This is a genomic window from Agromyces sp. GXQ0307, from assembly GCF_044769845.1.
Lineage (GTDB): Bacteria > Actinomycetota > Actinomycetes > Actinomycetales > Microbacteriaceae > Agromyces.
This window is the reverse complement of record NZ_JBIZVY010000003.1, coordinates 144,536-156,950: the sequence shown is the minus strand read 5'-3', so window position 1 is coordinate 156,950 and position 12,415 is coordinate 144,536. Positions and strand designations below refer to the sequence as shown.

The following is a 12,415-nucleotide window of genomic DNA, read 5'->3' as shown; positions in this document are numbered from 1 at the left end:
GGCAATGTCTGGCCCGGATGGCAGGTGCTCCCGTTCCTCACCGGCGAGACCATCGAGGTACTTCCCTGGATCAACGCGTCGCTCGCGACCGGCGTCGTCGTCAACTTGGTCAACGTCGTCTTCGACCGGGCGTGGTCGAAGGCACTCGGCGACCTCCTGACGACCAGCGTCGGCCTCCTCGCGACGATCCGGCTCTGGGCGGTCTTCCCCTTCGACTTCGGCGCCTCGACCTTCCCGTGGGAGCTCGTCGTGCGCACCCTGCTCGCCCTCGGGATCGTGGGTTCCGCGATCGGCATCATCGCGGCGATCGTCGCGTTCGTACGCGCCCTCATCCGAGGGGCGGATGCCGCGGCTCGCCCGTCCTGACGCAGACGATCCTGCGAGGCGTTCCCGACCCGACGGTGTGATCGACGCGGTCGGGGGACGCAGCGAGGTTCAGTCCTCGCCGATCTCGCGCAACGCGCGTGAACGCTCCTCGGTCCGCGAGCCGATCACCCCGTTGCGCCCGGCCTCGGTGATCCACTTGCCCGCCGTCTGCGCGTCGACCCCGTGCAACGCCGCGATGGCCTCGCGCGGCGTCAATCCCGCAAGTAGCGCCTTGCGGTAGAGCCGCGCCACCTCGGCGTCGAACTCCGGCGACCCGCCGCGCGGACGCTGCAGCGGGCGCTCGGACATGAACTCGGCCAGCCAACGGGCGTCGACCTCGGGCGCGTTCATGCCGGCCGCGTCGACGGCATCGGCCCACCCGATGCCGCGGAGGAGGTCACCGGTCAGTCGCACGCCCTCCGGCGCGACCACCGTCATCGTCCGCCCATCGTCACCGAACTCGATCGTCCAACCCGGCAGCAGCGAGGGGTGCTCGGTCGTCCTGCGCATCTTCGGCATGCGGTGATCCTCTCGTTGCGGTCAGGTGGCTACGCATACCAGAAGTACTCAGAGTCGTGGACGTTCGTCAACCATGACCGCGCCCCACTTCTGGTGTGAATCTGCACATGATCCTGACGTCGGCGCGGGCGTCCGCGTCGTCGCGACGCCTCCCGTGTCCCCGGTGCGTGCGACGATCCGCATGACGGACGATCGGCGGGAGGACGCGATGCGGGGCGAGGCGACCGTGCTGCACGCCGATCTCGACGCGTTCTACGCCTCGGTCGAGCAGCGCGACGCGCCCGAGTTGCGCGGGCGCCCGGTCATCGTCGGCGGAGGCGTCGTCCTCGCGGCGAGCTACGAGGCGAAGGCACGCGGCGTGCGAACCGCGATGGGCGGCCGACAGGCACGGGACCTCTGCCCGGAGGCGGTCGTCGTCCCCCCGCGGATGGAGGCGTACTCCGAGGCCAGCCGAGCCGTGTTCGCGATCTTCCGCGACACGACGCCGTTCGTCGAGGGGCTCTCCATCGACGAGGCCTTCCTGGAGGTCGGGGGTCTCCGACGGATCGCGGGCACACCCGAGCAGATCGCGGTGCGATTGCGTGAACGGGTCCGCGCGGAGGTCGGATTGGCCATCTCCGTCGGGATCGCACGGACGAAGTTCCTCGCCAAGGTCGCCAGCGCGGTCGGCAAGCCCGACGGACTCCTGATGGTCGACCCCGAGCGGGAGTCTGCATTCCTGCTCCCGTTGCCGGTCGAACGGTTGTGGGGCGTCGGCGCCGTCACCGCCGAGAAGCTGCATCGCCTGGGCATCCGCACAGTCGGACAACTGGCTGAACTGGAAGCCGCGACCGCGGAGCGACTGCTGGGCAGGGCGACAGGTGCACACCTGCACGCACTGGCACGGCTCAGGGACCCTCGCCCGGTCGCCGCCACGCGTCGCCGCGGTTCCATCGGCTCCCAACGCGCACTCGGCACCCGCCCCCGCTCACCTGAGGAGCTGGATCTCATCCTGACCCAGATCGTCGATCGACTCGCCCGGCGCCTCCGCGACGGGGAACGGGGATGCCGGACGGTCGTGCTCCGCCTCCGCTACGGCGACTTCACGAGGGCCACGAGGTCGCGCACCCTCCGCTCCGCGACCGACCGCACGGCGGTCCTACTCGGCATCGCGCGAGAGCTCTTGGTCGGCGCCCACCCCGAGATCGCCGAGCGCGGCATCACCCTGATCGGCGTCTCACTGTCGCAACTCGCCCGCGCCGACCGCCTCCAGCCCGAGCTGCCGATCGACTGGGGCGACCGAGCGCGCCTCGACACGGTGCTCGACGCGGTCCATGACCGCTTCGGCACGGCATCCATCGAACGTGCTGCGCAGCTCGGCCGCGAGTCCGGCTGGACTCCGCCGATGCTGCCCGAGCACGAGTGACGACGACCGTGCCCGAGGCTGCGGGTTCCGTGCAGGGTGCAGCGCGCACGAGCTCAGGAATCGTAGGGCGGACGGGACTTGAACCCGTGACCGATGGATTATGAGTCCACTGCTCTAACCGGCTGAGCTACCGCCCCGTGAGCGACCTCAGTCGGGAACGATGACCGGGATCGACTCGGTGACCGGATCGGTCACGCGCTCACCACGATACAGACTCTCGAAGGTGTCGAGCGTGCGGGTGATGTCGTGCGCCTTGATGAGCTTGAGCGACTGCGCCTTGAGCGCGTTGTAGTCGTCGGGCGTCGCCTCGAGCACGAGGCGCAGCTTGTCGGCGAGGTCCTGATGGCTGCCGGGCTCGAACAGGTAGCCGTTCTCGCCGTCGTGCACCAGGTGCGGCAGGGCCATCGCGTTCGCGGCGACGACGGGCAGCGCGGAGGCCATGGCCTCCATGGTGACGATGCTCTGCAGTTCGGCGATCGACGGCATCGCGAGCACCGAGGCCCGGTGGTACGCCTCGCGCAGCTCCTCGTCGGTCACGTACCCGGTGAAGGTGACGCGGTCGGCGATGCCGAGCTCGACGGCGAGGTGCTCGAGGTTGCGCTTCTGGTCGCCGCCGCCGACGATGTCGACCTTCACGTCCAACTCGGCCGGCAGGAGCGTGACCGCACGCAGCAGCACGTCGATCTGCTTCTCGCCGGTCACGCGACCGACGAAGACGATGCGGTTCTCGGTGCGCGGCTCCCAGTTCGGCGAGTACTTGTGGGCGTCGATGCCGCACGAGATGGCGTGCACGCCGCGGAGACCCGTGTACTTCTCGAGGAAGTCGGCGGCTCGGCGGGTGGGCGTCGTGACCGACTCGGCGCGGCCGAACGTGCGTCGCGCCGCCTTCCAGGCGAGTCCGACGGCCCAGTCCTGCCACGCCTTCGGGATGAGCGTGAACTCGAGCATGTTCTCGGGCATGAAGTGATTGGTGCCGACGATGCGGATGCCGCGCTTCGCGGCCTCGATCGAGAGGCCGCGACCGACCACGATGTGCGATTGGAAGTGCACGACGTCCGGCTTCACCTCGTCGAGGATGCGCGCACTGTTCTGCTTGATCCGCCAGGGCAGCGCGAAGCGCAGCCAGTCGTGCGGGTACCAGCGCCAGCTGAGCAGGCGGTGCGCGGTGAGCTCCTGGCCCTCGTGGACCTCCTTCCACGTACCGTGCTTGCGGCTCGCGGCGGGGGCGACGATGTGCACGTCGTGACCGCGCTCGACGAGTCCGGCGGCGAGCCGCTCGGCGAAGCGGGCGGCTCCGTTGACGTCGGGCGCGAAGGTGTCGGCGCCGATCAGGATCCGGAGCGGGCGCTCCGCGCCGGGATCGGCGGACACGCTCGATGAGTCGGACACGTGGTGCTGTACCTCGCTGTTCGTGGAACGGGGTGGTGGGACGGTGCCGGGCCCGCAGGAAGACGGTGACGGGCCTCGCGGGCTGGGTCCATCCGACCCTAGTGTACGAGAGCCTGCCGCGCAGCGGCGATTTCACGTGCCGCACGCTGCTCGGATGAGCAGGCGCGGGCGCATCGGCGACTCGACGGCGGGCACCGTCAGAGACGCGTCTGCGGATGGTTCTTGGCGAGGAGGAACACGCCCCAGATCGCGATCGCCCCCGTCACCACGAACACCGCGATCGCCCACGGCGGCGCCTGAGAGGCCTCGTCGAGCACCACGATGCCGATGAGCACCGCCACCATCGGGTCGACGACGGTGAGGCCGGCGATCACGAGGTCGGGCGGGCCGCTCGCGTACGCGTTCTGCACGAAGTAGGCGCCCAGAGCGGTGGCCGCCAGCAGCGCGATCACGCAGAGGAACGTCAGCCAGTCGAACTCGCCCTGGTCGACGCGCGAGAGCACGACCTTGGCGAGCGTCGCGACGAAGCCGTAGAGCACGCCCGCCATGAGCACGTAGAACACGGCGCGGATGCGTCGCCGGAACAGGGCGAAGGTGATCGCCGCCGCGGTGAGCACCACCAGCAGGATGATCAGGATCGTGATGAGCTGGCGAGCCTGCACCGGCTTGTCGACGGCGGTGAACGCCGCCACGCCGACGAAGACGAACACGCCGCCGACGCACATCACGATCGCGGTGATCGACTTGCGATTGAGGCTCACCCTGTTGATGCGCGAGTTCAGGATCGACGTGATCACGAGCGCGAGCGCGCCGAGCGGCTGGACCACGATCAGCGGCGCGAAGTAGAGGCTCGAGAGCTGGAACACGATCGCGAGCCCGAGCATGAGGGTGCCGAGCACCCACGAGGGACGCGCGAGCAGCAGCGCGAGCTGCTTGCCGTTCAGCCCCTTGCCGAGCGTGTCGGCCGTGTTCGCCTCGACCTTGACCACGCCGCGGTGCTGGAACTGCGCTCCGAGCGAAAGGAAGACCGCCCCGACGAGCGCGAGCGGGATGCCGATGAACTGCGTCGGATCGAGCGGGATCAGCTCGGTGAGTTCGCTGAGGTCCGGATCCACCCCTCGACCCTACCGGCTGCCTCGCCGATATCCTTGGCGAATGGCCGTGCTCCCGATCCGAATCACGGGCGACCCCGTGCTCCATGCGCCAGCCTCGCCGGTCGAGACCATCGACGACGAGATCCGCACCTTGGTGCGCGACATGTTCGAGACGATGGATGCCGCGCCCGGCGTCGGTCTCGCCGGTCCGCAGGTCGGCGTGCCGCTCCGGCTGTTCACCTTCGGCTGGACCGACGAGGACGACCGCGAGTGGCGCGGCGTCGCGATCAACCCGGAGCTGTGGATCTCGCCGCCCGTGCCGGGCATGCCCGACGAGGACGACGAGTCCGAGGGATGCCTGTCGTTCCCCGGCGAGCGGTTCGCACTGCGACGCGCGGAACGCGCCATCCTGCGCGCCACCGACCTCGACGGCGAGCCGTTCGAGATCGTCGCCGACGGATGGCTCGCCCGCATCTTCCAGCACGAGTACGACCACCTCGACGGCGTGCTCTACATGGACCGCCTCGACGACCACGACCAGCGCATCGTGCAGAAGATCACGAGGAAGCGCGGCTGGGGTCGGCCCGGTTCGAGCTGGATGCCGGGCGTCGACGACCTCGAGGCGTGAGCCGCGGCATCCGCCCCGCTCAGACGAAGAAGCGGATGCCAGCCGCCACGAGGGCGGCGACCGCGACCACGACGATGAACGGCGTGCGCACCGCGTAGAGCGCCGCCGCGACCACGAGCGCCGGCACGCGCGCGTCGACCACGAGCGTCTGGCCCACCGCGAGCGTCTGCACGGCGATGAGCGCCGCGAGGAGCGCGACCGTGAGGAGGTCGGCGATGCGCGCCGGGCGCTCGCGCTCGAGGAACGACGCGGGCACCAGGTGCCCGGCGAGCTTCAGCGCGAGCGTCGCCGCGGTCGCGAGCAGGATGACGTGCCAGACCGTCATCGGGCGACCTCCCTTCGGCGGAAGAGGTCGAACCACCCGACGACGAGCGCGACGACGGCCGCCACGAGCACCGGCAGGCCGGGTGTCAGGACTGGTGTCGCGACCGTCGCCACGACCGCCGCCAGCACCGCGGTCGCGCCCGCCTGCACGCGCTTCAGGCGCGGCCAGAGCAGCCCGAGGAACGCGGCGGCCGCCGCGGCGTCGAGCCCGTACGCGCGGGTGTCGCCGAGTGCGTCGCCGATGAGGGCGCCGAGGAGCGTGGTGAGGTTCCATCCGACGAAGATCGCGAGGCCCGTCACCCAGAACCCGATGCGCGCTGCACGCTCGTTCGTCTGCGCGAGCGCGACGGCGGTCGATTCGTCGATCGTCAACCAGGCCGCTGCGACCCGATGCGCGAGGCCGTGGTCGCCCACGAGCGGTCGCATGCGCATCCCGTAGACGACGTTCCGGACGCCGAGCAGCGCGGCCGCCGCGATCGCCGAGCCGCCCGCGGCGACCCCGCCGGCGCCGAGCACGCCGACGAGCGCGAACTGCGACCCGCCCGTGAACATCACCAGGCTGAGGAAGCACGTCTGCCAGACGTCCAGGCCGGACGCGACCGAGAGCGCGCCGAACGACACGCCGTACGCGGCGGTCGCGAGGCCCACGGCGATGCCGTCGCGACGCGCACCGCGGATCGAGGCGTCGACGTCGGATTCGGGCACGACTCCCAGTTGACCCGCAGTCGGCGCCCGCACGCAAATCGGACGACGCCGGAGACGAGAACGGCCCGGACCTGTCGGTCCGGGCCGGGGAAGCTCCCCCACTTGGACTCGAACCAAGAACCTATCGGTTAACAGCCGATTGCTCTGCCAATTGAGCTATGGAGGATCACGCTGGGCGCAGAGATACTGTAGCAAAGCGAGCGGCGGACTCCCAATCCGAGCCGGGCTCAGGTGGCGTCAGTATCCGGCACCGAGGTCGATGCGGCCCTCGAACGCCGTGCCGCCGACGAACGCGCCGACGTTGACCGCGATACGCCGCGCGAACAGCGGCACGGTCATCGCCTCGGTGTCGGCGACGTGCGGCGTGAGCAGGCAGTTCGGCGCGTTCCAGAGCGGATGCCCCGTGGGCAGCGGTTCGGGGTCGGTGACGTCGAGCCCGGCTCCGCCGAGCCGTCCCTCGTCGAGCGCCGCGACGAGCGCGTCGGTATCGACCAGTCCCCCGCGTGCGACGTTCACCAGCACCGCACCGCCGGGAAGTGCCGCGAACTCGGCCGCACCGATCACGCCCCGGGTCTGCTGCGTGAGGGCCGCGACGACGAACACGACCTCGGCGGTGCCGAGCACGTCGGCGAGTCGGTCGGTCGTGACGGTCCGGTTCGCGCCGGGCACCGCGGCATCCGCTCGTCGCACCACGGTCGTCCGCACGCGGAAGGGGGCCAGGAGCCGCAGCAGTTCCACCGCGATGCCGCCGGCGCCGACGATCACGACGTCGGCGCCGTAGAGGCTGCGGCCGCGCTCGTCGACCTCCCACCGGGTCGCGCGCACCCGCCGCGGGAACTCCCGCAGCACGCCGAGCGCGAGGGCGAGGGCGTGCTCGGCGACGGGCTGCGCGTAGGCGCCCTTCGCGCTCGTCCACACGCGGCCGTCGTCGCGGTGACGCGCGAGGAGGTCGGCGAACGCGTCGACCCCGGCCCACGGCAGCTGCACCCACGAGATCGCGGGGTGCTCGGCGAGGATCCGCTCGAGGCGGTCGGCCTCGGACGAGCTCGTCCAGATCAGGCCCCGGGTCTCCTCGGAGAGCGGCTCGATGCGCCCGCCGGCCGCCGTCGCGGCGTCGACGAACGCGGCGTCGGCCTCGGGAACGATCGCGATCGGGCCCGCCTCCGGAAGCACGCCGAGTGAGCGTGCTGTTTCCGGGAGAATGACGCCGGGCGCACCGGAGACCGGTTCATGGCGCGCTCGGTGGTCGCCCGACGCGGTCACTGCCGACCGTCGGAGGACACGTCGTCGGTCATGGCGTGCCCGTCGTCGATCGCACCCGCGAGCGCCTTGACGTACGGGTGCAGCGGGTCGTCGAGGACCTCCTCCATCGTGCCGTCGGCGACGAGCTCGCCCCGGTCGAGCACGGCGATCCGGTCGGCGACGCGGCGCAGGACCGGCAGGTCGTGCGAGATCACGATCGCGGAGAACGTGTGGCCGGAGCGGAGCTCGCTGAAGAGTCCCGCGACGGCGTCACGCACGGTCAGGTCGATGCCGGCGGTCGGCTGATCGGCGATGAGGAGCTTCGGGCCGAGCACGAGTGCACGCGCCAGCGCCACGCGCTGGCGCTGCCCGCCGCTCAACTCGTATGGGAACTTCTCCAGCATGCCGAGGGGGAGGCGCACGGAGTCGAGCATCGTCGCGACGCGTGTCGCGAGCGCCGTCCGGTTGTAGCGGTGATCGCGCTCCAGGATCGGCTCTCCGATGATCTCCTCGACGGTCCGGTCGGCGGGCAGGCGCGAGGCGGCGTCCTGCCCGAGGTAGCCGACATGGAATCGCAGGGCGTTGAGCTTGCGCCGGGAGACCCCGCGGAGCGGCGTGCCGAGCACCATCGCGTCGCCGCCGGTGATGACGGGCCGGACCTCGCCGCTCGCGAGCGTCGGCTCGAACGCGGCCCCGGAGAGCACCCGTGCAAGCGTCGAGGCGCCGCTGCCCGCCGATCCGATCACTCCGACGACCTCGCCGGGCGCGACCCGCAGGTTCACGCCGTGCAGGGCGACGTGCGCGGCGCTCGGCCCACGGCTCGGGTACTCGACCGACAGGTCGCTCACCACCACGGGGTAGCCGTGCGCCGCGTCCCCGCTCATCGCGCGACCTCCTCGCGGAGTCGGCGGAGCTCTTCGCGTCGCTCGGCCTGTGCGACCGGGTCGGGCACGGGCAGCGACGCGAGCAGTCGCTGCGTGTACGGGTCCGCGGGCGACCCGAGCACCTCGGCGCCGGTCCCCTCCTCGACGAGCCGTCCGCGGTAGAGCACCGCGATGCGGTCGGCGAGGAGATCCACGACGGCGAGGTCGTGGCTGATGAACAGCGACGCGAAGCCGAACTCGCGCTGCAGTTCGGCGAAGAGCTCGAGCACGCGAGCCTGCACCGACACGTCGAGCGCGGAGGTGGGTTCGTCGGCGATGAGCAGCTCGGGCTCGAGCGCGATCGCCCGGGCGAGGCTCGCACGCTGCCGCTGACCGCCCGACAGCTCGTGCGGGTAGCGGTCGCCGTACGAGGCCGGCAGCTGCACGGCTTCGAGCAGTTCGTTCACCCGAGGCCGCGCATCGCGCGCGTCGACCGCGCGATCGTGGATCACGAGGGGCTCGGCGACGCACTCGGCGATCGTGAGCAGCGGGTTGAAGCTCGACGCCGGATCCTGGAACACGAAGCCGATGCGGCTGCGCGCCGGACGGAACCGGCGCTCGCGGATGCCGAGCATTTCGTGTCCGAGCACCTGCAGCGACCCGCCCGTGACCTTCGTGAGCCCCGCGATCGCGCGCCCGATGGTGGTCTTGCCCGACCCGGACTCGCCGACGAGGCCGAGCACCTCGCCGGGCCGGATCACGAGGTCCACCCCGTCGACGGCGCGGAAGCCCGCACGCCCGAACCGGCCCGGATACTCGATCTCGAGCCCCCGGGCCTCGACGACCGGCGCCTGCTCGGCCCAGTCCGCCGGGCGCGCCGCGGCCCGATCCGCCGCGCGGGCGACACCGTGGCCGACGTACGGCACGGCCGCGAGCAGCGCCTTCGTGTAGTCGGCCTTCGGATCGGCGAAGAGTTCGCGCGCCGGGGCCTCCTCGACGACCTTGCCCTGGTACATCACCGCGACGCGATCGGCGAGGTCGGCGACGACGCCCATGTTGTGCGTGATGAGCACGATCGCGGTGCCGAACTCGTCGCGCACGCGACGCAGCAGGTCGAGGATCTCGGCCTGCACGGTCACGTCGAGGGCGGTCGTCGGCTCGTCGGCCACGATGAGGCCCGGCTCGAGCACGAGCGCCATGGCGATGACGATGCGCTGCTTCTGCCCGCCCGAGAACTGGTGCGGGTAGTGATCGACGCGCTGCTCCGGATCGGGGATGCCGACCCGTCCGAGGATCTCGATCGCACGCTTGCGGGCCTCGGCCTTCGAGACCTGGCCGTGCGCTCGGAGGCCCTCCATGATCTGCCAGCCGACCGTGTACACCGGGTTCAGCGCGGTCGAGGGCTCCTGGAAGACCATCGCGACGTCGGTGCCGCGGATGCTGCGGAGTGCCGCTCCGCTCAGCGACACGACGTCCTGCTCGGCCGTTCCGGCGCGGTTCGACAGCACCACGGCGCCGCTCGTCGTCGCGGTCTCGGGCAGGAGCCCGAGGATCGTCTTCGCGGTCACCGTCTTGCCGGAGCCGGACTCGCCGACGATGGCGAGCACCTCGCCGCGCTCGACCGACAGGCTCACGTCGTCGACGGCCTTCACCGCGCCGGCATCCGTCGAGAACGAGACGCCGAGGTTCCTGATGTCGACCACCGTGCTCATCGCTTGACCTCGATCCCGTGCTCGTCGAACGTCTCCCCGTCTTCCAGGCCCGCGATCCCTCCCGGACCGGCGTCGAGGGTGCCGCCCGGCACGACGGAGGTCTCGGCGACCTCGCCGGCCGACTGCGCCACCCTGCGGCGCCCGCGAAGGCGCGGGTCGGCGAGGTCGTTGAGGCTCTCGCCCACGAGTGTGATCGCGAGGACCGTGAAGACGATCGCCAGGCCCGGGAACAGCGCGGTCCACCAGATGCCGCTCGTGACATCCGACTGCGCCTTGTTCAGGTCGTACCCCCACTCGGCCGCCGCGGTCGGCTCGATGCCGAAGCCGAGGAAGCCGAGGGCGGCGAGCGTGAGGATCGCCTCGGAGGAGTTCAGCGTGATGATGAGCGGGAGGGTGCGCGTCGCGTTCCGGAACACGTGCCGGAACACGATGCGGCGGTTCGGGGCGCCGAGCACCTTCGCCGACTCGACGTAGGCCTCCGCCTTGATCCGCACGGTCTCCGCGCGGATCACCCGGAAGTACTGCGGGATGAACACCACCGTGATCGACCCTGCCGCTGCGAGCACCCCGCCCCACAGGTTCGACTGTCCGCCGGAGATCACGATCGAGAGCACGATGGCGAGCAGGAGCGACGGGAAGGCGTAGATCGCGTCGAAGACGACGACGAGGATCCGGTCGAGCCATCCGCCGAAGTAGCCCGAGTACAACCCGAGGGCGACGCCGATGAAGATCGCGAGGACCACGGCGACGATGATCACCAGGATCGCGGTCTGCGTGCCCCAGATGACCCGCGAGAGCACGTCGTAGCCCCCGACGGTCGTGCCGAACGGGTGGGCGGCGGATGGCGGCTGCTGGGTGCCGAACCCGCCGGACGCGTCGGCGCGCTGCGCGAACCCGTACGGCGCGAGGAGTGGTGCGAAGATCGCGCACAGCACGAAGACGAGGAGCATCAGCAGGCCCGCGACGAGCATGCCGCGCTGGAGCCCGACGCTCTGGCGCACCTGGTGGACGACGGGGATGCGATCGCGCCAGCGGTGCCCGGGGCGCGACGAGACGGCGACGGCCATGTCAGTACCTCACTCGCGGGTCGATGAACGCCGCGATCACGTCGACGACGAAGTTCGTGAGTGCGACGATCACGGCGAGCAGCACCACGATGCCCTGCACCGCAGCGAAGTCCCGGGACTCGAGGAACTCGGCGAGGATGAAGCCGAGCCCCTTCCACTCGAACGTGGTCTCCGTCAGGACCGCGCCCGCGAGCAGGAGCGCGATCTGGAGACCCATCACGGTGATGATCGGGATGAGCGCGGGACGGTACGCGTGCTTGCGCAGCAGCCGCGACTCCGCGACGCCCCGCGACCGGGCCGCGTCGACGTAGTCGGTCGCGAGCGTGCCGATGACGTTGGTGCGGACGAGGCGGAGGAAGATGCCCGCCGTCAGGAGGCCGAGTGCGATCGCGGGCAGCACGGCGTGCGACAGCACGTCGACGAGCACCTCGGGATTCCCGGTGCGGATCGCATCGATCGTGTAGAAGCCGGTGGGATCGGGCAGCGTCTGCATCTGGAGTTCTGCGCTGACGCTCGCGCGGCCCGCGACGGGCAGCCACTTGAGCCAGACGGCGAAGACGAGCTTCAGCAGGAGGCCGGCGAAGAAGATCGGCACCGCGTACCAGATGATCGCGAGCACGCGGGCGATCGCGTCCTGCGCCTTGTCGCGGTGGTAGGCCGCGTACAGGCCGAGGGGCACGCCCACGGCGAACGCGACGATGAGCGAGTAGAACACCAGCTCGAAGGTCGCCGGACCGTAGGTGGTCAGCACCTCGATCACCGGCCGGTTCGTGGTCAGCGTCTGGCCGAAGTCGCCCGTCGCGAGCTGGGCCAAGTACTCGAAGTACTGCACGATCAGGGGTCGGTCGTAGCCCGCGGCGGCGCGCAGCTCTGCGAGCGCCTCCGGGCCGAGCCGCCCGCCCTGGGCGGCGGTGATCGGGTCGCCCGTCGTGCGCGCCAGGAAGAACACGACGGTGACGAGGATGAAGATGGTCGGGAAGATCAGCAGGAAGCGGATGAGCAGGTAGCGCCCGAACCCACCCCCCGCGGCTCTGGGCCGTGGTCGGGCCGCGGCGGGCGCCTCGGATGACGGCGCGGTGTCAACTGTGCTCATGGGTTCCT

At 70.8% G+C, this 12,415-nt stretch carries 13 protein-coding genes and 2 tRNA genes; 3 read left to right on the top strand and 12 right to left on the bottom strand.

Annotation, left to right across the window (positions count from 1 at the left end; genetic code table 11):
• Nucleotides 1-24 precede the first annotated feature (24 nt).
• Nucleotides 25-366, top strand: a complete 342-nt coding sequence (locus ACIQH8_RS10770) for a hypothetical protein (protein WP_400998303.1) — start codon at nucleotides 25-27, stop codon at nucleotides 364-366.
• 69 nt (nucleotides 367-435) lie between these two features.
• Here the strand turns inward: ACIQH8_RS10770 and ACIQH8_RS10765 are convergent, their stop codons facing one another.
• Complete coding sequence (locus ACIQH8_RS10765; RefSeq protein ID WP_400998300.1) at nucleotides 436-885, bottom strand: hypothetical protein; 450 nt, start codon at nucleotides 883-885, stop codon at nucleotides 436-438.
• Nucleotides 886-1,093: 208 nt separating this feature from the next.
• Between ACIQH8_RS10765 and dinB the strand changes: the two genes are divergently transcribed.
• Nucleotides 1,094-2,290 carry a DNA polymerase IV gene (dinB, locus tag ACIQH8_RS10760; RefSeq protein ID WP_400999792.1) on the top strand — a complete coding sequence of 399 codons (1,197 nt, stop codon included), beginning with the start codon at nucleotides 1,094-1,096 and terminating at the stop codon, nucleotides 2,288-2,290.
• A gap of 63 nt (nucleotides 2,291-2,353) precedes the next feature.
• On the opposite strand, the gene ACIQH8_RS10755 is transcribed toward dinB, so the two are convergent.
• The 3 genes from ACIQH8_RS10755 to ACIQH8_RS10745 all read right to left on the bottom strand — a co-directional run bounded on the left by ACIQH8_RS10755 (nucleotide 2,354) and on the right by ACIQH8_RS10745 (nucleotide 4,794).
• Nucleotides 2,354-2,427, bottom strand: a tRNA-Ile gene (locus tag ACIQH8_RS10755).
• 10 nt (nucleotides 2,428-2,437) lie between these two features.
• Entirely contained in the window at nucleotides 2,438-3,679 is a 1,242-nt protein-coding gene (locus tag ACIQH8_RS10750; RefSeq protein WP_400998297.1) for a glycosyltransferase, read from the bottom strand.
• 197 nt (nucleotides 3,680-3,876) lie between these two features.
• Nucleotides 3,877-4,794 (bottom strand): DMT family transporter, encoded by a 918-nt coding sequence (locus ACIQH8_RS10745; RefSeq protein WP_400998294.1) that lies wholly within the window; start codon nucleotides 4,792-4,794, stop codon nucleotides 3,877-3,879.
• 40 nt (nucleotides 4,795-4,834) lie between these two features.
• Here ACIQH8_RS10745 and def point away from each other — a divergent pair, with 40 nt between their 5' ends.
• On the top strand, nucleotides 4,835-5,401 hold the full coding sequence (def, locus tag ACIQH8_RS10740) for a peptide deformylase (protein ID WP_400998292.1): 567 nt from the start codon (nucleotides 4,835-4,837) through the stop codon (nucleotides 5,399-5,401).
• Between the two features lie 19 nt (nucleotides 5,402-5,420).
• On the opposite strand, the gene ACIQH8_RS10735 is transcribed toward def, so the two are convergent.
• The 8 genes from ACIQH8_RS10735 to ACIQH8_RS10700 all read right to left on the bottom strand — a co-directional run bounded on the left by ACIQH8_RS10735 (nucleotide 5,421) and on the right by ACIQH8_RS10700 (nucleotide 12,407).
• Nucleotides 5,421-5,726: an AzlD domain-containing protein gene (locus ACIQH8_RS10735; RefSeq protein ID WP_400998289.1), complete on the bottom strand. Its 306-nt coding sequence runs from the start codon at nucleotides 5,724-5,726 to the stop codon at nucleotides 5,421-5,423.
• Complete coding sequence (locus ACIQH8_RS10730; protein ID WP_400998286.1) at nucleotides 5,723-6,430, bottom strand: AzlC family ABC transporter permease; 708 nt, start codon at nucleotides 6,428-6,430, stop codon at nucleotides 5,723-5,725. Before ACIQH8_RS10730 ends, ACIQH8_RS10735 begins: the two co-directional genes overlap by 4 nt.
• A gap of 93 nt (nucleotides 6,431-6,523) precedes the next feature.
• Nucleotides 6,524-6,596: transfer RNA gene (locus ACIQH8_RS10725), tRNA-Asn, on the bottom strand.
• A gap of 71 nt (nucleotides 6,597-6,667) precedes the next feature.
• On the bottom strand, nucleotides 6,668-7,603 hold the full coding sequence (locus ACIQH8_RS10720; RefSeq protein WP_400998283.1) for a D-isomer specific 2-hydroxyacid dehydrogenase family protein: 936 nt from the start codon (nucleotides 7,601-7,603) through the stop codon (nucleotides 6,668-6,670).
• An 86-nt stretch (nucleotides 7,604-7,689) separates the two neighbouring features.
• Nucleotides 7,690-8,556, bottom strand: coding sequence for an ATP-binding cassette domain-containing protein (locus ACIQH8_RS10715; protein WP_400998281.1), 867 nt, complete (start codon nucleotides 8,554-8,556; stop codon nucleotides 7,690-7,692).
• Entirely contained in the window at nucleotides 8,553-10,247 is a 1,695-nt protein-coding gene (locus ACIQH8_RS10710; RefSeq protein WP_400998278.1) for an ABC transporter ATP-binding protein, read from the bottom strand. Before ACIQH8_RS10710 ends, ACIQH8_RS10715 begins: the two co-directional genes overlap by 4 nt.
• Entirely contained in the window at nucleotides 10,244-11,314 is a 1,071-nt protein-coding gene (locus tag ACIQH8_RS10705; protein ID WP_400998275.1) for an ABC transporter permease, read from the bottom strand. The genes ACIQH8_RS10710 and ACIQH8_RS10705 overlap by 4 nt, the downstream gene beginning before the upstream one ends.
• Nucleotide 11,315: 1 nt before the next feature.
• Complete coding sequence (locus tag ACIQH8_RS10700) at nucleotides 11,316-12,407, bottom strand: ABC transporter permease (RefSeq protein WP_400998272.1); 1,092 nt, start codon at nucleotides 12,405-12,407, stop codon at nucleotides 11,316-11,318.
• Nucleotides 12,408-12,415 lie beyond the last annotated feature (8 nt).

Excerpts from the sequence above, each read along its gene's own strand:
- ACIQH8_RS10765 (WP_400998300.1), bottom strand. The coding sequence starts at position 885 with ATGCCGAAGATGCGCAGGACGACCGAGCACCCCTCGCTGCTGCCGGGT.
- dinB (WP_400999792.1), top strand. The coding sequence starts at position 1,094 with ATGCGGGGCGAGGCGACCGTGCTGCACGCCGATCTCGACGCGTTCTAC.
- def (WP_400998292.1), top strand. The coding sequence starts at position 4,835 with ATGGCCGTGCTCCCGATCCGAATCACGGGCGACCCCGTGCTCCATGCG.
- ACIQH8_RS10735 (WP_400998289.1), bottom strand. The coding sequence starts at position 5,726 with ATGACGGTCTGGCACGTCATCCTGCTCGCGACCGCGGCGACGCTCGCG.
- ACIQH8_RS10715 (WP_400998281.1), bottom strand. The coding sequence starts at position 8,556 with ATGAGCGGGGACGCGGCGCACGGCTACCCCGTGGTGGTGAGCGACCTG.
- ACIQH8_RS10710 (WP_400998278.1), bottom strand. The coding sequence starts at position 10,247 with ATGAGCACGGTGGTCGACATCAGGAACCTCGGCGTCTCGTTCTCGACG.
- ACIQH8_RS10705 (WP_400998275.1), bottom strand. The coding sequence starts at position 11,314 with ATGGCCGTCGCCGTCTCGTCGCGCCCCGGGCACCGCTGGCGCGATCGC.
- ACIQH8_RS10700 (WP_400998272.1), bottom strand. The coding sequence starts at position 12,407 with ATGAGCACAGTTGACACCGCGCCGTCATCCGAGGCGCCCGCCGCGGCC.